General features: G+C 67.0%; 16 protein-coding genes. 12 read left to right on the top strand and 4 right to left on the bottom strand.

The genetic code is table 11. The features are described from left to right. Window positions 1–30: 30 nt before the first annotated feature. Window positions 31–1,371: a Na+/H+ antiporter NhaA gene (gene nhaA / locus QRN11_RS02435; protein ID WP_285249727.1), complete on the bottom strand. Its 1,341-nt coding sequence runs from the start codon at window positions 1,369–1,371 to the stop codon at window positions 31–33. 229 nt (window positions 1,372–1,600) lie between these two features. Between nhaA and QRN11_RS02430 the strand changes: the two genes are divergently transcribed. From QRN11_RS02430 to QRN11_RS02420, 3 genes are all read left to right on the top strand, one after another. Further along, on the top strand, window positions 1,601–2,374 hold the full coding sequence (locus tag QRN11_RS02430; RefSeq protein ID WP_285249726.1) for a CHRD domain-containing protein: 774 nt from the start codon (window positions 1,601–1,603) through the stop codon (window positions 2,372–2,374). 33 nt (window positions 2,375–2,407) lie between these two features. Next, entirely contained in the window at window positions 2,408–3,124 is a 717-nt protein-coding gene (locus tag QRN11_RS02425; RefSeq protein WP_285249983.1) for a sortase domain-containing protein, read from the top strand. Window positions 3,125–3,203: 79 nt separating this feature from the next. After that, window positions 3,204–3,821, top strand: a complete 618-nt coding sequence (locus QRN11_RS02420; protein ID WP_285249725.1) for a hypothetical protein — start codon at window positions 3,204–3,206, stop codon at window positions 3,819–3,821. A 10-nt stretch (window positions 3,822–3,831) separates the two neighbouring features. Here the strand turns inward: QRN11_RS02420 and QRN11_RS02415 are convergent, their stop codons facing one another. Continuing rightward, window positions 3,832–4,500, bottom strand: a complete 669-nt coding sequence (locus QRN11_RS02415; protein ID WP_285249724.1) for a PAS and ANTAR domain-containing protein — start codon at window positions 4,498–4,500, stop codon at window positions 3,832–3,834. Window positions 4,501–4,871: 371 nt separating this feature from the next. Between QRN11_RS02415 and QRN11_RS02410 the strand changes: the two genes are divergently transcribed. The 3 genes from QRN11_RS02410 to QRN11_RS02400 all read left to right on the top strand — a co-directional run bounded on the left by QRN11_RS02410 (window position 4,872) and on the right by QRN11_RS02400 (window position 8,292). Then, entirely contained in the window at window positions 4,872–7,055 is a 2,184-nt protein-coding gene (locus QRN11_RS02410) for a heavy metal translocating P-type ATPase (protein WP_285249723.1), read from the top strand. A 120-nt stretch (window positions 7,056–7,175) separates the two neighbouring features. Further along, window positions 7,176–7,604 (top strand): DUF6153 family protein, encoded by a 429-nt coding sequence (locus tag QRN11_RS02405; protein WP_285249722.1) that lies wholly within the window; start codon window positions 7,176–7,178, stop codon window positions 7,602–7,604. Window positions 7,605–7,677: 73 nt separating this feature from the next. Beyond that, window positions 7,678–8,292 carry a DUF305 domain-containing protein gene (locus tag QRN11_RS02400; protein ID WP_285249721.1) on the top strand — a complete coding sequence of 205 codons (615 nt, stop codon included), beginning with the start codon at window positions 7,678–7,680 and terminating at the stop codon, window positions 8,290–8,292. A 124-nt stretch (window positions 8,293–8,416) separates the two neighbouring features. Here QRN11_RS02400 and QRN11_RS02395 read toward each other — a convergent pair whose 3' ends face one another. After that, on the bottom strand, window positions 8,417–9,637 hold the full coding sequence (locus QRN11_RS02395; protein WP_285249720.1) for an FAD-dependent oxidoreductase: 1,221 nt from the start codon (window positions 9,635–9,637) through the stop codon (window positions 8,417–8,419). Between the two features lie 180 nt (window positions 9,638–9,817). Between QRN11_RS02395 and QRN11_RS02390 the strand changes: the two genes are divergently transcribed. From QRN11_RS02390 to QRN11_RS02365, 6 genes are all read left to right on the top strand, one after another. Then, window positions 9,818–10,474: an arsenate reductase/protein-tyrosine-phosphatase family protein gene (locus QRN11_RS02390; RefSeq protein WP_285249719.1), complete on the top strand. Its 657-nt coding sequence runs from the start codon at window positions 9,818–9,820 to the stop codon at window positions 10,472–10,474. A 187-nt stretch (window positions 10,475–10,661) separates the two neighbouring features. Further along, window positions 10,662–11,837, top strand: a complete 1,176-nt coding sequence (locus QRN11_RS02385) for an LCP family protein (RefSeq protein WP_285249718.1) — start codon at window positions 10,662–10,664, stop codon at window positions 11,835–11,837. Window positions 11,838–11,868: 31 nt separating this feature from the next. Further along, window positions 11,869–12,990: an LCP family protein gene (locus QRN11_RS02380; protein WP_285249717.1), complete on the top strand. Its 1,122-nt coding sequence runs from the start codon at window positions 11,869–11,871 to the stop codon at window positions 12,988–12,990. Between the two features lie 130 nt (window positions 12,991–13,120). Further along, window positions 13,121–14,803 carry an alkaline phosphatase D family protein gene (locus tag QRN11_RS02375; RefSeq protein WP_285249716.1) on the top strand — a complete coding sequence of 561 codons (1,683 nt, stop codon included), beginning with the start codon at window positions 13,121–13,123 and terminating at the stop codon, window positions 14,801–14,803. A 216-nt stretch (window positions 14,804–15,019) separates the two neighbouring features. Beyond that, on the top strand, window positions 15,020–15,796 hold the full coding sequence (locus QRN11_RS02370; RefSeq protein ID WP_285249715.1) for a histidine phosphatase family protein: 777 nt from the start codon (window positions 15,020–15,022) through the stop codon (window positions 15,794–15,796). Then, window positions 15,774–16,751, top strand: a complete 978-nt coding sequence (locus QRN11_RS02365; RefSeq protein WP_502935000.1) for an NAD(P)H-hydrate dehydratase — start codon at window positions 15,774–15,776, stop codon at window positions 16,749–16,751. The genes QRN11_RS02370 and QRN11_RS02365 overlap by 23 nt, the downstream gene beginning before the upstream one ends. Before the next feature lie 249 nt (window positions 16,752–17,000). Here the strand turns inward: QRN11_RS02365 and QRN11_RS02360 are convergent, their stop codons facing one another. After that, window positions 17,001–17,423, bottom strand: coding sequence for an Hsp20/alpha crystallin family protein (locus QRN11_RS02360; protein ID WP_285249713.1), 423 nt, complete (start codon window positions 17,421–17,423; stop codon window positions 17,001–17,003). Window positions 17,424–17,881 lie beyond the last annotated feature (458 nt).

The following is a 17,881-nucleotide window of genomic DNA, read 5'->3' as shown; positions in this document are numbered from 1 at the left end:
GGGCGGGCCGTAAGTGACCCCGCGTTGCACTTAGGGGCGTTCCTGGTACACGTCCGGGATGCCGTCCTGGTCCGCGTCCAGCTTTTCTGCTTCTTCGGCGGCGCGGTATTGGCGGTTCCGGGTCCGGAGCACGGCGGTGGCCAGCAGCGCCGCCAGCAGGGACGCGGTGAGGATTCCCACCTTGGCGTGGTCGTCGTGCAGGCTCCCGTGTCCGAAGCTGAGCTCGGCCACCAGCAGTGACACCGTGAAACCGATGCCGGCCAGGACCGCCACCCCGAAGACGTCAATCCACTTGAAGGATTCATCCAGCCGGGCCCTGCTCATTTTTGTGAGGAGCCACGTGGTGCCCATGATGCCCACCGGCTTGCCCAGCACCAGGGCCACGATGATGCCCAGGGCCACCGGATCGGCGAGGGCAGAGCCAAGCCCTTCCCAGCCGCCCACTGCTACGCCGGCTGAGAAGAACGCGAAGATGGGCACCGCGATCCCCGCGGAAATGGGCCGGAACCGGTGCTCAAAGATCTCCGCCAGTCCCGGCCCGGCTTCCGGCCCGCCCGCAGCCTGGGACCGGATCACGGGGATGGCGAAGCCCAGCAGGACGCCGGCCACTGTTGCGTGGATGCCCGAGGCGTGGACCAGAGCCCACGTCACCACCCCTAGCGGCAGCAGGATCAGCCACGCCGCCGCCGTGTGCCGGCCGAAGAAATAGCGGAACTTCTGCGCCAGGAACGCATAGATGGCCAGCGGAATAAGGGCCAGGAGCAGCGGCATGACCTGCAGGTCGCTGGAGTAAAAGAAGGCGATGATGCTGATGGCGATCAGGTCATCCACCACGGCCAGGGTGAGCAGGAAGATCCGCAGGGCACTGGGCAGGTGCGAGCCGATGATGGCCAGGACCGCCACCGCGAAGGCGATGTCCGTGGCCGTGGGGATGGCCCAGCCGCGCAACGTCTCCGGGCTGGCCAGGTTGATGAGGGCGTAGATGGCTGCCGGGGCCACCACGCCGCCGAAAGCGGCAGCCACGGGGACAATCGACTTGTTGAGCTGACGCAGGTCCCCCGCCACAAACTCCCGCTTGAGCTCGAGGCCCACCAGGAAAAAGAAGATGGCGAGCAGCCCGTCCGCCGCCCACGCACCCAGGCTGAGCTCAAGATGCCAGGGCTCGTACCCGACTTTGAAATCCCGCAGGGCGAAGTAGCTGTCCGACGCCGGCGAGTTGGCCCACACCAGGGCGATCACCGCGGCGGCAACAAGCAGTGCTCCGCCCACGGTTTCCTTGCGAAGGATCTCCCCGATCCGCAGGGCTTCGGCATAGCTGCCGCGTCCAAAGATGGTGGAGCGGGTGGGGCCGGAAGGGGGCGTTTGGCTCATTAAGCGTCCTCAAACTGGGCTCGACAGAATTATGCCGACCAGACTTCCCGGCGCACCTTCGATCAATCCTACAGGGGCAGGATGGGCCGCGGCCTTCCATGTCTCCGGCGCCGCGGGCGCATTGTGGTCCGGTTCACATTCCGGCCCATCCGCAGCGGAAGCTGCACCGAACCACTGTTGTCCCTCATCTGGGACAACAACGTCATTTGTATGAGGAGATTGCTTTCCGATGAACAAGACACTCCGCTTTTTGGCTGTTCCCACACTCGCCCTGGGCGCCCTTGCCCTCTCCGGCTCTCCCGCCCTGGCCGCCGATCACTCCTACCAGTCCACGCTGGGCCAGATCAACGGCAGCTCCGCCTCCGGCACCGTGACGGTGGACGTCACCGGCAACCAGGCCCACGCCGTCCTGAAGGTGTCCGGCCTGGCCGCCACGTTTATGGACGCCCCGTACCCCCACGTCCAGCACATTCACGGCGGCGCTCAGGGCGCTTGCCCCGCACCCTCCGCGGACAAGGACGGCGACGGCGTCATTTCCACCACCGAAGGCGCACCGGGCTACGGCGGCATCGTCACCACCCTGTCCACCAGCGGCGACACCAGTCCCGCCGCCGGGCTGGACCTCAAGGTGGCCGGCCAGGGTGCAAGCTACACCGTTGACCGCACGTTCGAATTGAACGCCGAAACCAAGGCCGCACTCGAAGCCGGCACCGCCGTAGTGGTTGTCCACGGCCTTGATCCCGCCACCCTGAGCGCGGCCGGACAGGCCGCCAAGAGCGACCTCGTTCCCAGCCTCCCGCTGGCAGCGACCTCCCCCGCCCTGTGCGGAACCTTGAAGGCAGGCCAGATGACCATGCCCGTTGGCGGTGCTGAAACCGGCATCACCGCAGGGACGGCCGGGCCCGACGCCGGTGCCCTCGCCCTCGGAGGGGGCCTGGTGCTCGCCGCAGCAGCCGGCGGCGCCTATGTAGTCCGTCGCCGCAGCGCCCGGTCAGCCGCGTAGCAACAGGCTGACTGGATCACCGCTGTGACGATCATGAATTCCGGCCACCGTTGGGGTCTTGGGGCCTCAACGGCGGCCGGGCTTCTGCTCCTGCTGGCCGTGAGCGGCTGCGCTGGGGGCAGTACGGGAACGCCCGACGCCGGCCCTGCACCTTCGGTGTCCGCCGCACCTTCTGCGCCGGCCGCCCCTGCCACGCCTGGTTCCACCGCAAGTTCCTCCCCACCGGCGGCTCCGGCCCCAAGCCCGGCTGATGCGGCACCCGCCGTACCCGCCGCAGCAGAGCCGGCCGTCCTTTCCCGGTCGGAACCGGTGACCCTGGAAATCCCCGCCATCGGCCTGACAACCGGCCTTATCAAGCTGGGACTGCTGGACAACGGTTCGCTCGAAGTCCCCGAAGACAAAGGCAACGGCGCGCCCGCCAGCTGGTACAACGGCTCCCCCACCCCCGGCGAGCGTGGCCCGTCCGTGGTGCTTGGCCACGTGAACGCCCTGGGCGGCCACAAAGGTGTCTTCGCCGATCTTCGGCAGCTCAGGCCTGGAAGCGACATCATTGTCCTGCGGGCCGACGGCAGCTCCGCCGTGTTCAGCGTGGATCACGCGGCGCAGTACAGCAAGGACGGGTTTCCCACACTGGAGGTTTATGGAAACACCCCCGGTTCCGAACTCCGGCTCGTCACGTGCGACGGGTACGACCCCTCCACCGGACGCTTCAACGACAACTACGTCATCTACGCAAAGCTCAAAACCTGACACTGGACCGCGAACCGATGATCCACGAAAAGCCGAACAAGCGGCCGCACCCCTGAGGAGCGGCCAGGACGGACGAGTCATGCACAACCGCACACCAATGCTGGCAGCCCTGGCACTGTGCTCCCTGCTGCTTACTGGCTGCGCTGGGACCGCAGCGTCCGTGGGAGTGGCTCCCGCACCGGCGTCGGACGCCACGTCACAGCCAGCCGCCCACGGTGGCCATCACGACGGCGGCACCTCCTCCCCCCGCACCTCCGCCAACGGCCCGAGCGACGCCGCGAAAATGGTGTGCGGGGACCAGCCCATGGACCGGCTCACCGCCATCCTGCGCCTGGAAGAGGACCCGCACACCGTGAACAGCTGGGCGGACAGCACCTTCACCTGCACCTACCACCTTGCGGAGGGTGCACTGGAGATCTCCGTCAAGGAAGCGGCGGGGCAGGCCGCGGCGATGAAGTACTTTGATGCCATGCAGGCACTGGCCAAAGACGCGCGGCCCATCCAAGGGCTCGCCAACCTGGGCTTTCCGGCGTACGAAACAGCGGACGGAACGGCAGTATTCCAAAAGGACAATTTTGTGCTGCAGGTGGACGCGTCCGGCCTTCCGGCAACGCTCGGCCCGGACGCCATCACCCGCAACGCCCTGGCCTACCAGCTCTCCACCACCATCCTTGCGTGCTGGGTGGAGCACCACTAGGACGCAGGTCCTACCCTGCCTTACGGCGGGAGCCCGCTTTGCTGTCGTAGGCGATCGCTCTAACGGCGGCGTCGAGGTACCCGCCCGCCGCCTGGGAATTGGCCAGCCGCACCAGTTCGGCGGCCACCACCACCAGCTTGACGTTACGGTGGCTGCTGGTGCTGACGAGCACCTTGAAGGCCTCCTCCGAACCCATTTTCAGCTGGCCCATCAGGATGCCCCGGGCCTGGTCGATCACGCTCCGGGTGGATGTGGCCCCGGCCACCGCTTCCCGGGCAGTCTCCTCGGTTTCGCGCTGGAGTGTGGAGGTGAGGTCGATCATGACGCCTTCCAGGGCGGTGACCGTCCCGGCGTCGTCCACTATGGCCTCACCGGATGTAAGTACCCGACGTGTCCGGCCGCGGGAGTCGATGATCCGGTGGTACATGCAAAAGTACCCTCCGGTGCCAACAACCTGGGCCACGATCTCTTCGCAGCGGACCCTGTCCTCGGGGTGCTTGTGCGAGTACAGCAATTCCACGGTGGGCACTACTTCGCCACGCTCGTAACCGTGCAGCAGGAACATGCCGTCCGACCAGCGGAGCTTCCAGGTGTCCAGGTCCACATGGAACGTCCCCGCCACACACGGGTTTTCTCCCAGAGCGCTCGAGTACGTGTAGGGGCCGCTCAACTCACCCATGGAGCCAACCTCCGGTTCATCACCCAGCCGCCCAGCATGGGCAGGCACCATTGCCGTTGACACAAGTATGGCCGTGAACGCGCCGCGGGGATAGCCGGGATGCGTTTACGATTTCGACGGGGCGGTGCGCAGGTTCAGCTCCAGCCCTTGACCCGCATACCCCCAGGGGGTATATTTCCGAGTGTTGTCAGTGAAGTGGTATGTCCCGGCCGGTGCACCGCACCCGCTTTCACAGCCGTTCAACCCAGCGACGCCCCATCGCCTTCCGTGCTGATCCCGGCGACGCCCCACCACCTTCCGCACGAACTGCCGCAACGCTCCAGCATTTACCTCCCGGAGCAGCGGCTGAAACGTCCTCCAAGGAGGAACAGATGCAGGACCACAGGCACCATCACGACGACGACACCCCCGCCAGCGCCACCCTCACCGAGGCGGAGCGTGCGTCAGCCCCTGCCGCGGCTGCCGCGGGGCACGGGCCCGAGCACGGCCACGGGCACGGGCACCAGCACCACCAGCAGCCCCAGCCTCATGCGGGCCACGACGACGACCACACGGTCCACAGCCACGGGCAGCATGCCGGACACAGCACAGCCATGTTCAAGAACAGGTTCTGGCTGACCCTGGCGCTCTCCCTTTCCGTGGTCTACTTCAGCCCCATGGTGGGCCACATCCTGGGTTACATGGCCCCGATGTTCCCCGGCTCCGCCTGGATCCCGCCGATCCTGGGAACGGTGATTTTCCTCTACGGCGGCCAGCCGTTCCTCAAGGGCGGGCTGCAGGAGCTGAAGGACCGCCGGCCCGGCATGATGCTCCTGATCGGCATGGCCATCACCGTGGCATTCGCCGCGTCCTGGATCACCAGCCTGGGAATCGGCGGCTTCGACCTGGACTTCTGGTGGGAGCTTGCTTTGCTGGTGGCCATCATGCTGCTGGGCCACTGGATCGAGATGCGGGCCCTCGGTTCGGCCCAGGGCGCCCTGGATGCGCTCGCCGCACTGCTGCCCGATGAAGCCGAACGCATCACGGACAGCGGCACCGAAACTGTGCCCGTCTCCGAACTCCGCCCCACAGATCTTGTCCTGGTCCGCTCCGGCGCCCGGATGCCCGCCGACGGGACGGTGGTCCAGGGCCAGGCCGAATTCGACGAATCCATGATCACCGGCGAATCCAAAACCGTGCCGCGCGGCCCCGGAGATGCGGTGGTGGCCGGGACGGTCGCCACGGACTCGAGTGTCCGCGTCCGGGTGGACGCCGTGGGCGAGGACACCGCCCTGGCCGGCATCCAGCGGCTGGTGGCCGAAGCACAGGCCTCCTCATCGCGGGCCCAGGCCTTGGCCGACCGCGCCGCAGCCTTCCTGTTCTACTTCGCTGCGGGCGCCGGCGTCATCACCTTCATCGTGTGGACGCTGCTGGGCAGCATCCCCGAGGCCGTCACCCGGACCGTCACGGTGCTCGTCATCGCCTGCCCTCACGCCCTGGGCCTTGCCATTCCGCTGGTCATCGCCATCTCCACCGAACAGGCCGCCCGCGCCGGCGTACTGATCAAGAACCGGATGGCACTGGAGCGGATGCGCACCATCGACGTTGTCCTCTTCGACAAGACCGGCACCCTCACCACCGGCGAGCCCGAGCTGAAGGACGTGGCCGCGGCTCCTGGTGTGGATGCCGATGACCTGCTGGCCCTCGCCGCTGCCGTCGAGTCCGACAGCGAGCACCCCGTGGCGCGGGCCATCGTCCGCGCCGCCCGGGAGCGGAACCTGTCCCTGCCTGCCGTGACCGGATTCGCGTCGCTTACCGGCCGCGGCGTCCGGGCCGCCGTGGACGGCCGCACGGTGCACGTCGGCGGACCCGCGCTCCTGCGCGAGCTTGGCGCCGTCGTACCTTCCGCTCTGCAAGCCACGACGCGCGGCTGGATGGACCGCGGCGCTGCCGTCCTGCATGTAATTGACGACGGCGGGAGCGTCCTTGGGGCGGTCAGCCTTGAGGATGCGGTGCGGGCCGAGTCGAGGCAGGCGGTGGCGGCACTGCAGCAGCGCGGCGCCAAGGTCGCGATGATCACCGGCGACGCGCGGCAGGTGGCGCAGGCCGTCGCCGCAGAGTTGACGATCGACGAGGTGTTTGCCGAGGTCCTGCCCGCGGACAAGGACAAGATAGTGGCCGAGCTCCAGTCCCGAGGCCTGAAGGTGGCCATGGTGGGCGACGGCGTCAACGATTCACCCGCACTGGCCCGCGCCGAGGTGGGCATCGCGATCGGAGCGGGGACTGACGTGGCCATGGAATCGGCCGGGGTGGTGCTGGCCGGGAACGACCCCCGCGCGGTGTTGTCCATGGTGGATTTGTCCCGGGCGAGCTACCGCAAGATGTGGCAGAACCTGGTGTGGGCCACGGGCTACAACATCCTGTCAGTGCCGCTGGCCGCCGGCGTCCTGGCCTTCGCCGGGGTGGTCCTCTCCCCTGCCGCCGGTGCCGTGCTGATGTCCGTTTCCACTATTGTGGTGGCGTTGAACGCCCAACTGCTGCGGCGGGTCCGGCTCAACCCATCCGAGGTACGTTAGACCGACGCCCGCTCACTTGTGGCCGCCCAAACCCCCACGCGCGCTCAATTGTGGCCGCCGTAGCCCTGACGCCCGCTCACTATTGGCCGACACGCCCGTCCCGGAAAGGAGGAATTGTCCATGAGTGCAACCATTCGTCGCCTGCCGTCCCTCCTCGGCGTCGCGGCGCTGATGGCTGTTGTGCTGGCCGTCATGGCCGGGATCCTCGGGATGCACGTGATGACGGCCGCCCACTCGGCGCAAACATCCCACGCCGTGCTCCAGGGCACGGATTCCTCCCCGGCCGCCGACATGCACGGGTCCGCCCACAGGGGCCACGCCACACCGCCAAGCCTGGCGACGGAGTCCTGCTTTGGTTCCTGCCCGGAGATGCAGGATCCGGGACCGATGTGTGTCCTCCTGGCCAAGACCGCATCACTGACTGTCTTTCCGCCCGACGGGACTTCCCACGTGGAACCCAGCCACACCGCAGGTGCCAGTCCGGCAGCTCTCTACTCCTACATTCCGGCAAGTCCAACGCCCTGCGATCTGTCCATCAGCCGAACGTAAAACAGGACGGTGCAGCGCACTTGCGCACACCACCGCTGGTCCCGTTCAACTACTTTCCTGAAGGACACTTTCCATGAACACCACGATCAAAACGCTTTCCGCCGCAGCCGCCCTGGCAGCTTCGCTGGGCCTCGCCGGCTGCGCCGCCGATTCCGGAACCTCCGGGGGCATGCACTCCACCCACGCCGGTTCGAGTCCGATGTCCAACACCATGCCGGACGCCAATGCCGACCATAACCAGGCCGACGTCATGTTCGCCCAGATGATGATTCCGCACCATGCCCAGGCGGTGCAGATGAGCGGGATCGTCCTGGCCAAGCCGGACGTGCCTGCTGACGTCACCGCGCTGGCCACCAGGATCAAGGACGCCCAGGCACCGGAAATCGAGACCATGACCGGGTGGCTCACCGGCTGGAATGTCCCCGCGACGGCCTCCGACCAATCCGGGCACGGCATGTCCGGAATGGTGGACGCGGAGGGCCTGACTAAACTCAAGGCCGCCCAGGGAACCGAGGCCGCCAGGCTCTTTATGGAGCAGATGACCGGTCACCACGAAGGAGCCATTGAGATGGCCAAGGACGAAATCGCCGGGGGCAAGTATCCCGCGGCCATCCAACTGGCCCGCGAGATTATCACTGCCCAGGAAGCGGAGATCGCCGAGATGAAGAAGCTCCTGGCCGCCCTCTGACCCTCTCTCACTTAACGCAACTACCCGGCCAACGCTGGCTCACTTTCTTAGGAAAAGTGAGCGAGCGTTGGCCGGTAAACAGCATTAAGTGAGCGAGCGTCCCATGGGCACCGCAACGACCGGGTCAGGTGCTGCGGTGTTTGACGTGCTCGGGGCGGATTCCTATCCCAACGAACCTGGCGGTGATCCGGCGCAGCAGCGGCGAGGCGGCCCGCAGGAGCATCACGAACCAGCGGGGCGCAATGCGGTTCCCGTTGGTAGCCCTAAGCAGCACCCGGTGTCCGTTGCGCTGGAGCTGCTGCATGATCTTCACCGGCATCTCCCGCCGCCGTTGCACGGCCGCGAGTTTCCCAACGGGAGCAGTTCCACCCGCAAGATCCTCCCCGATGGCGTTGGCCAGTGCCACGGCGTCCTGGATGGCGAAGTTCACGCCGACGCCGAACATCGGCGACATCGCGTGCGCAGCGTCGCCGATAGCCATGAATCCGGGACGGTACCAGCGCCGCAGCCGGTTGATCTGGACGGACAAGAGTTTCACCTGGTCCCAGTCCGTGAGGTTGCCGACGACGGGGCGCAGGATCGGCGCCGCGCCGGTGATCCGCGCCTGGAGTGCGTCGATCATTCCTCCGCGGAGCTCGTCAAAACCTCCTTTGCGGATCACCATCCCGGACTGGTACCGGTCGCCCCGGTCGATCGTGAGAACCAGCCCCTGCGCGGAGATGTATCCGAGCGTCGGGGGCGGAGGGTCCGGCGGCTTGGGCAGGTTGAACCAGAGCACATCGATGGGCACACCGAAGTCGTCGGGAATCAACCCGGCCGCGTGACGCAAGGCCGATTCCCGTCCGTCGGCAGCGACGGTGAGGGTGGCACGGATCTCCAGGCCGCCGTCGGACGCGAGTGCCCGCACCCCGCGCACCTGGCCCTCTTCGATGATGAGGCCGGTGGCCTCGGTGAGCATTCGCAGCTCGAAGCTGGGGAACGTGTGCGCCTCGCGGGCGAGGAAGTTCAGGAAGTCCCACTGGGGCGCGAGGACCAGGAAGTTGTCCGGCGCGGGGAGTGTACTGAAATCTGCCGTGGTGATCCGGTGGCCGTCGATGACGATGTCCAGAGTGGACAATTTGCTCAGTGGCAGTTCCAGGAATTTGTCGCGGAGCCCCAGTTCGCCGAGCAGGGTCACGGTGGAGGGATGGACGGTGTCGCCGCGGAAGTCGCGCAGGAAGTCGCCGTGTTTTTCCAGGACTGTGACCTGCAGGCCCTGCCTCGCAAGCAGGTACCCCAGCACCATGCCCCCTGGGCCGCCGCCGGCAATGACGCAATCCCGTTTGATCTGGCTGTCCACAGTCATATCATCGTGCTTCCGTGCCCTCGGGTGATAGAGCGTTGCCGGGAAAGCGGCCAAAAGTGATGGCGCGTCGGTTGGGAAGCGGCCAAAAGTGAGCGGGCGTGCGGGGTGGGGCGGCCGGCGTCGGGCTGATGCATGTTAAGTTGAAAAGCACGGAGGCACCGGCTGGAAAGAGAATCTCCCTTGGACTCACCCGCACCAGTAAGAATCCTGACTGTCTGCACGGGCAACATCTGCCGTTCTCCGGTGGCCGAGCGGTTGCTGCAGGCGGGACTGAACCAGGTGCTGCCGGCCGGTTTCGAGGTGCGCAGTGCAGGGACCCGGGCCATGGTGGGCGACCCCATCCAGCCCATTTCGGCCGACATCATCCGCACCTTCGGCGGGGACCCGGAGCAGTTCGCCGCCCGCCAGCTGACGCCCAAGATCCTCCGCGGGGTGGACCTGGTGCTGACCATGACCTCCGGGCACCGCGGCGAAGTCCTGCAGGTGGACGCGTCCCTCCTCAAGCGCACCTTCACCATCCGCGAGTTCGCCCGCATGCTCGATGTCCTGGACCAGCGCGCCGAGGCGGCCGGCAACGTATCAGAAGGAACGGACGACGACGGCGATCCGCTCGCTGCCAACCACGCCTTCTGGCGCGGCTTGCCTGCGCGGGCGGCAGCTGTGCGCCACTTGTCACTGCCCGCGGACTCGGCTGAGAACGACATCATCGACCCGTACCGCCGGGCGCCCGAGGTTTACCGGCAGATGGAGGACGAGCTCGCGCCGGCCATCGTATCCATCCTGCGCCACGCACGCCTCAACGCCCCCGTTCGCTGGAACGGTGCGCCGACGCTCTAGCGTTTAGGCGACCCCGCACCGTTCCAGCGAACCCGCGCACTCGCGCGCCCGAGACTGCTGCCGCCTGCCGGGGTGACCTGCGCGCCGGACCCACTGCCGCCGTCGTCATTCCCGCCGTAGGCAAGTGTGCGGGTAATCTGTGGATTCCCCCGATGTATCGCCTTTCCGCCGCTGCTAATTTTCGGCAATGGGCAGCCAGCGAAAGCATCCCGGCACGCAATATCCCGGTCCCAAACCCCGGGCTGCACGCCGCCGGCACCCCTTGCGGACCATCCTCCTGGCGCTGCTGGCCGTAGCGATCCTGGTTCCGGTTGCCGCTGGCGCCTACCTCTACAACCTGGGCCAGATCTACCAGTCCAGGACCAACATCATCGCAAGCCCCTTCCCTGCCGAGTCCACCCGTCCACAGCCGCACGCACCGGGACCGGAAGCGGCCGGATCCGGAGGTCAAGGAGGCGCTCCGGGGGCCGGCGCAGCGGCCGGTACGGCCCCCGGAACCGCGGCGGGGACAGCGGCGCAGGAAGCGGACCCCTATGCGGACGCGGCACTGAACATCCTGGTGATGGGCAGCGACAGCCGCGGCGCCACAGCGGACGATGCCCTGTCCGGCGCCAACTCCAACCAGCGCGCCGACACCCTGATGCTGGTCCACATCCCCGCTGACCGGTCCAGGATCTACTCCATCTCGCTGATGCGGGACCTGTGGATCGGCATCCCGGACCACGGCCAGGCAAAGATCAACGCAGCCCTTGCCGTCGGCGGCGTACCGCTGATGGTCCAGACCGTGGAGGCTCTGTTCCAGCAGCGGATCGACCACGTGGCCATGATCGACTTCGAAGGGTTCAAGGGCATGACCGATGCCTTGGGCGGGGTGCCCGTGAACGTCCCCGAGCCGTTCGTCTCGCGCCACGACAACTTTGCCTTCAGCGCCGGAACCCAGACGCTGGACGGCGAGCATGCCCTTGAGTTTGTCCGCGAGCGCTATGCCTTTGCCGACGGCGACTACCAGCGGGTCCGCAACCAGCAGGCATTTGTGCGGGCCCTGTTCGCGAAGAACCTCAGCCCGGAGACCCTCCTCAACCCGGTGAAGCTCCACAACGTCCTCAGCGCCATGGCCCCGTTCATCAGCGTGGACAGCGGACTGGACGCGGCAACCCTGGCCCGGCTCGCCCTGGAACTGCGCGACGTGCGGGCCGGCGACATGGTGATGTTCACCCTGCCCACACTGGGAATCGGCACCTCGGCGGACGGCCAGTCGATCGTCCTGCCGGACCCCTGGGCGGTGGATATCATCTCGCAGGCCCTGGCAGATGACAGTTTGGACACGTATGTAGCCAGCGGAGCCCTCGCGGGCGGACACTGATCCCACCAAACGCACAATGAGGTGAGGCACAATGAGCATGCCAGGCGGTTCTGAGCCCTCCGGCACCACCCCTTCCGGGTCCCATCCGCACGGCCTGGGCTGGGTGGCGCATGGACGTCGGCGCTGGATCGCGGCCCTGCTGGCGCTGGCACTGGTGGCGGTTGCCGTCGTCGCGATCGTCAACCTGAATAACGCGGGCAAAGAGACGCAGCCCGCAGCAGCCCAAACCGCTTCCCCAGCCGCAAGCCCCGTGGATACTCCGTCTGAGACTCCCTCCGAGACACCCCCGCCTGCCCCGGCCGCCCCGCCGCCGCCACCCCCTATTCCGGAGCTTCCGGCTGCACCTATGAACGTGCTGGTGATTGGCAGTGACATGCGCGGAGATGCCCGCGAGGCAGCAGCACAGACGGCGGCCACCGGTGAACCCATGGACCAGCGCGCCGACGTCCTGATGGTGGTCCACGTCCCGGCCGACCGGCGAAGCATGTACATGATCTCCATCAACCGCGACTTGTGGGTGGACATTCCGGGCCTGGGCGGTTCCAAGGTCAATGCCGGCCTCCAGTACGGCGGCATCGACATGCAGACGGCCGCGGTCCAGTCTTTGCTGGGTATCACCATCGACCAGACCCTCATGGTGGACTTCGGCGGCTTCAAGATCCTCGTTGACGGGCTGGGCGGAATCGACGTGGACGTACCCGTCCCGTTCCAGTCCACCCATGACACCGGGCACGTCTTCACCCCAGGTGTGAACCATCTGGACGGTCAGGCAGCTCTGGAGTTTTCCCGCGAGCGCTATGCCTTTGCCGACGGCGATTTCCAGCGGGTGCGCAACCAACGGACCCTGCTCCGCGCCATCCTCGCCCGCCTCACTGCCAATGGCGCCCTGAACGATGTGACGGCGGTACGGGGGCTGGTGGACTTCGCATCCTGCTGCCTGACGGTGAACAAAGGCTTTGACCCGGTGCAGGCTGCCATCCTTGCCTACAGCCTGCGCAACCTTGACGCCACTGCGATCCGCACCATGACCCTGCCCACGGCCGGGGCCGGATTCGTGGGGGCCCAGTCAGTGCTGTTTCCCGATTACGGCGGCATCAACGCGGTGGGCGCGGCGCTGCGGGAGGGCAGGATCGCCGAGTTCGCCGTGGAATAGGAGCTGGCCGGCCTCCGGCTGCGCAGGCCGGCGCATGGCGTGGCCGGGTTCCGTCCTGTTCAACCAGGGCTTACCCGGGGTTCACCTGAGGGCAACAGTCCGTGCGCCCGGCCCACACAAGCTGGTGCCCATGACTGACATTTCCCGCCGCACCATCGTCAAAGGTTCCGTCCTCGCCGCCGCCCTGGCTGCCGCACCCGCCGCCGCCCAGGCCAGTCCTTCCACGCCGGTCCGCTCTCCCGGGGCAGTGGCGCTGGTCCGGAACCGGCTCACCCTGCCCAGCGGCATCGCCACCGGCGATGTCACTTCAGATTCGGCTGTGCTGTGGTCCCGCGCGTCGGCTGCGGGGCGGATGATGGCGGTGCTGCGCGCAGTGGACGACGGCGGGGAGATCCTGCGCGGGCGCGGCGCCTTTGAACGCGTCCTCCGTGGGCCCCGCGCCACCCAGGCGTCCGACTTCACCGCCAAGATCCACGCCGGGAACCTGCCATCCAATACCCGCTTCGCGCTGGAAATCAGCTTCGAGGACGACGGCGGCGCGGCGGGTGAGAGCGTTCGGGGCACCTTCCGGACGGCTCCGGACGCCGGGACGTACAACGGCAAGGGACGCACTGGTGACACCAGCGCCGGAGGTGAGGTGCCGGCGTCGTCCGCGCAAAGCTTTGTGTGGACCGGCGACACGGCGGGCCAGGGCTGGGGAATCAACGAGGAAATCGGCGGAATGCGCGGCTACCGGGCCATGCACCAGACGCGGCCGGACTTCTTCATCCACTCGGGTGACACCGTGTACGCCGACGGACCCATCGCCGAGACGGTGGTGGAGAAGGACGGGCAGGTGTGGCGGAACCTGGTCACGGAGGAAGTGTCCAAGGTGGCCGAAACCCTCACCGAATACCGCGGCCGGCACCGTTACAACTCCATGGACGCCAACATGCGCGCCATGTTCGCCGACGTTCCGGTGATCGCCAACTGGGACGACCACGAAACCACCAACAACTGGTATCCCGGCGAGATCCTGGATGATCCCCGCTACACCGTCCGCGACGCGAACACCCTCGCTGCCCGCGGGCGGCAGGCATGGCAGGAGAACATGCCCATCGCCGATTCGGCAGCGCTGTGGCGCCCGGGAACGTTCGACGACGCCGGGCAGTACCAGCCCGCGCGCATCTACCGGAAGATCAGCCGCGGCCCGCAGCTGGACATCTTCTGCCTGGACATGCGCACCTTCAAGTCCCCCAACACCGACGGCAAAGAGGCCTACACCACGAATATCCTGGGCCAGGAGCAGGTGGACTGGCTCATCCGTGAGGTCACGAAGTCCAAGGCGACGTGGAAGGTCATTGCCGCGGACCTGCCGCTGGGGATTATCGTGCCCGACGGCCCGGTGAACCAGGAGAGCCTGTCCAACCGCGATCCGGGTGCTCCCCTGGGCCGCGAGCTCGAGATTGCGGGGGTGCTCAGCGCTTTCAAGCACAACCGGGTTAAGAACGTGGTGTGGCTGACCGCCGACGTGCACTACTGCGCCGCCCACCACTATTCCCCCGAACGGGCGGCCTTCACGGACTTCGATCCGTTCTGGGAGTTCGTGGCCGGGCCCATCGCGGCGGGGTCGTTCGGGCCGAACGCAATGGACGGGACGTTCGGACCGGAGGTGGTGTTCTCCAAGGCGGGCCGCTTCGCCGGGGAGTCCCCGCGCAACGGCGAGAACCAGTTTTTCGGGCACGTGCAGCTGGATGACGAGACCTTCACGGTGAGCCTCCGGAACGCGAACGGGGCCACGGTGTTCTCCAAGGTGCTGACGCCGGAACGGTAGCCGCGCGCTTCTTTGAGGACACGCGCTTCTTTGAGGACAAGCAACGCGGGGTCACTTCCGGCCCAATAATCCGCGAATATCGGGCGTTATCTGACCCCGCGTTGCGGTGGCCAACACTCCTGCCGTTCAGCAGCCGGGTTTAGGTTCGGTGGCCCGTGGGTACGCCGCTGGTAGTGTTCCTGCATTCGGCAAGCCAGGCGGACGGAGTGATTTCTTGTGAAAGAGGACGGACTGACGGAGGCCGTGCAGGAGGCCGGGGCGGTGGAGCTGCTCCTGGTGCGCCACGGTGAGAGCGAAGGAAACGTGGCTGCCACGGACGCGCGGCTGGCCGGGGCCGAGGTTATCGAGGTGCCGGCCCGGGACGCGGACGTGAACCTGTCCGGGACCGGCCAGGAGCAGGCCAAAGCCCTCGGCGCGGCGCTGGCCCGGATCGCCGAGGACCACCGGCCCGATGCGGTGGTCTCCTCCCCGTACGCCCGGGCGCGGCAGACCGCCGAGATCGCGGTGGAAGCCGCCGGCTGGCCGGTGAAGGTCCGCACCGATGAGCGGTTGCGGGACCGGGAACTGGGCATCCTGGACCGGCTGACGCGGCTGGGGGTGGAGAAGCGTTTCCCGGAGGAGGCCGAACGCCGGGAGTGGCTGGGCAAGCTGTACTACCGGCCGCCGGGCGGGGAGTCCTGGGCCGACGTTGCCCTGCGGCTGCGCTCCGTCCTGGACGAGCTGAACAACCTCAGCACCGGGCACCGGGTCATGCTGGTCTGCCATGACGCCGTGATCCTGCTCTTCCGGTATGTCTTGGAGGGAATGAACGAGGAGGAAATCCTGGACCTGGCGGCCAGCACCTCGGTCCTCAATGCCTCCCTCACCCGGTATGTGCGGCCGTCCGGCGAAGGGCCCTGGACGTTGGAGAGCTTCAACGTGGCGGACCACCTGACGGAGCAGGGTGTCACGGTCACCGAGCACGCCGGAGATGTCAGTGTCCACCCGAAGTGAGGCCAACTCCCCTACCCTGGTGACGCCGTCGCTGCTGCGCGAGTGGCCGCTGCCGGCACCGGGCGAGGACAAGTATTCACGCGGTTCCGTCCTGGTGATCGGCGGAGCGCGGGCCACACCGGGTGCGGCACTGCTGGCCGGTACTGCTGCACTCCGGGCCGGCGCGGGGAAGCTGAGCCTCGCCGTTGCAGAGTCGGTGGCCGTGCAGGTGGCTGTGGCGCTGCCCGAATGTGGCGCGATAGGCCTTCCCGAAACTGCTGAGGGGTCGCTGACAGGGGAAGGGCTGGACCGGATCTCCACCTACCTCGACCGTGCCGACGCCATCCTGGTGGGCCCGGGCCTCGACGACCCGGATCTTGCCGAGGAGCTTTTGCGGGGCCTGCTGGAGCGGGAGACCGGAACCGGCGGCTCCGACCGGGGCGGCTCCGGCTCAGGCGATTCAGGCTCTGGTGGGAAGACCGCGGACGGAGGTCCCGCCGTCGTCCTTGACGCCTTTGCCTTGGGCGGCCTGCTGAAGCTGGCCGACCAGCTGGAACCGTGGAAGGGGCGGCTGATCCTTACACCGAATCCCAAGGAGGCCGCGGTCCTGCTGGAGCGGGAGGTGGATGACCTCGCGGCTGACGTGGCGGCGATAGCGGACAAATTCCAGGCGGTGGTGAGCTGCCAGGGCTTTATAGCCCGGCCGTCGGACGGTGGCGCGAGCGGGGAAGCTGAGCTGTGGCAGATGACCACGGGCTACGGCGGACTGGGAACATCCGGTAGCGGCGATGTGCTGGCCGGCGCGATTGCGGGACTGCGCGCACGCGGAACAACCAGCGCACAGGCTGCCTGCTGGGGGACGCATCTCCATGCTGCCGCAGCGGACCGGCTCGCCAGCAGGATGGGGCCCCTCGGATTCCTCGCCCGCGAACTGGCTGACGAACTGCCCGCCCTGATGCTGGAGCTGAACACCTGAGCCACTAAAGCAACGCGGAGTCACTTCCGGCCCAATGTTTCCGTTTTATTGGGCCGGATCTGACCCCGCGTTGCAGGAAAGTGAAGCCCCGGCATGGGATGACCCCCGGCTGAAGCCGGGGGCCACCGTATCGGGAGGTTCAGGCGTAGGCTGCCGATGCGCTTTAAGCGCTGTGGCGTGCATACTAGCGATCCGCCCAAGAGGCAGTCAGCAATTTATCGAATACCCGACGTCCCGATCCTGTTGAAACTAGGCGGCAATTTCCTGCTTTGCCCCCTTCGTCTCAATTTCGATCTTGCGCGGCTTGGCCCTTTCGGCGACAGGAATCCGCAGCGTCAGGACACCGGCGTCGTAGCTTGCCTTGACGTTATCTGTATCCAGGGTGTCGCCGAGGATCAGCTGGCGGCTGAACACGCCGCGCGGCCGCTCGGAGGCGATCAACTCAGTGTCCTTGCCCGCGGGGTCCGGACGCTCGGCCCGCACCGTCAGGACATTCCGTTCCACATCCAGGTTCACCGAATCCACTGCAACACCGGGCAGATCAAAGGCGACGACGAATTCCTGGCCCTCACGCCAAGCGTCCATCGGCATCGCTGCCGGACGCGCTGCCGTGCCGAGGACCTGCTGGGCCAGCCTGTCCAGCTCGCGGAACGGATCGGTTCGCATCAACATGGCTTCCCTCCTCGTAAGAGACGGTCCAACAATTGGTTTGGGGTATCAACCGATCTGTAGTGGCTGATATAGATTTTTTACCACTGCGCCAGTAGGTCTGCAAGCGGTTTTGGGAAGAATTTTCTCGTTTCTGCCAGGTTCGTCCAGGCGCGGCGAAGGGGCCTCCCGCGCTGTGCAGAAGGCCCCTTCTCTCCGGTGTTTTGGCTGGTCAGCTACGGGTGGGATCCGGGCGCAGTGGCGTGGGCCCGGGATCCGGCACGGGCAGCGGCCCGGGAGGTTCCGGCGTCGGGAAAGGATTGGGCGGCTGTGGGCCGGGATGGCCGGGCTGGGTGGGATCAGGCTGGTCCGGGCCTGGTTCCGGCGGGAACGGTTCGGGCTCGTGCACTGGCGGGATGGTCATATGCTTCCCCTCTCACGCTGGGCGGATGTGCCTTAGCGTGAACAGGATACGCCTGCGG

The sequence above is a fragment of the Pseudarthrobacter sp. fls2-241-R2A-168 genome (assembly GCF_030209335.1).
In the GTDB taxonomy this organism is placed as follows: domain Bacteria; phylum Actinomycetota; class Actinomycetes; order Actinomycetales; family Micrococcaceae; genus Arthrobacter.
Note: the sequence above shows the minus strand (reverse complement) of the source record. Positions and strands in the feature narration are given on the sequence as shown.

What these genes read in the sequence shown, in the direction of transcription:
- QRN11_RS02430 (WP_285249726.1), top strand. Translation starts at nt 1,601, where the DNA reads ATGAACAAGACACTCCGCTTTTTGGCTGTTCCCACACTCGCCCTGGGC.
- QRN11_RS02405 (WP_285249722.1), top strand. Translation starts at nt 7,176, where the DNA reads ATGAGTGCAACCATTCGTCGCCTGCCGTCCCTCCTCGGCGTCGCGGCG.
- QRN11_RS02375 (WP_285249716.1), top strand. Translation starts at nt 13,121, where the DNA reads ATGACTGACATTTCCCGCCGCACCATCGTCAAAGGTTCCGTCCTCGCC.
- QRN11_RS02365 (WP_502935000.1), top strand. Translation starts at nt 15,774, where the DNA reads ATGTCAGTGTCCACCCGAAGTGAGGCCAACTCCCCTACCCTGGTGACG.
- QRN11_RS02425 (WP_285249983.1), top strand. Translation starts at nt 2,408, where the DNA reads ATGAATTCCGGCCACCGTTGGGGTCTTGGGGCCTCAACGGCGGCCGGG.
- QRN11_RS02415 (WP_285249724.1), bottom strand. Translation starts at nt 4,500, where the DNA reads ATGGGTGAGTTGAGCGGCCCCTACACGTACTCGAGCGCTCTGGGAGAA.
- nhaA (WP_285249727.1), bottom strand. Translation starts at nt 1,371, where the DNA reads ATGAGCCAAACGCCCCCTTCCGGCCCCACCCGCTCCACCATCTTTGGA.
- QRN11_RS02395 (WP_285249720.1), bottom strand. Translation starts at nt 9,637, where the DNA reads ATGACTGTGGACAGCCAGATCAAACGGGATTGCGTCATTGCCGGCGGC.
- QRN11_RS02380 (WP_285249717.1), top strand. Translation starts at nt 11,869, where the DNA reads ATGAGCATGCCAGGCGGTTCTGAGCCCTCCGGCACCACCCCTTCCGGG.
- QRN11_RS02385 (WP_285249718.1), top strand. Translation starts at nt 10,662, where the DNA reads ATGGGCAGCCAGCGAAAGCATCCCGGCACGCAATATCCCGGTCCCAAA.
- QRN11_RS02420 (WP_285249725.1), top strand. Translation starts at nt 3,204, where the DNA reads ATGCACAACCGCACACCAATGCTGGCAGCCCTGGCACTGTGCTCCCTG.
- QRN11_RS02400 (WP_285249721.1), top strand. Translation starts at nt 7,678, where the DNA reads ATGAACACCACGATCAAAACGCTTTCCGCCGCAGCCGCCCTGGCAGCT.
- QRN11_RS02360 (WP_285249713.1), bottom strand. Translation starts at nt 17,423, where the DNA reads ATGTTGATGCGAACCGATCCGTTCCGCGAGCTGGACAGGCTGGCCCAG.
- QRN11_RS02410 (WP_285249723.1), top strand. Translation starts at nt 4,872, where the DNA reads ATGCAGGACCACAGGCACCATCACGACGACGACACCCCCGCCAGCGCC.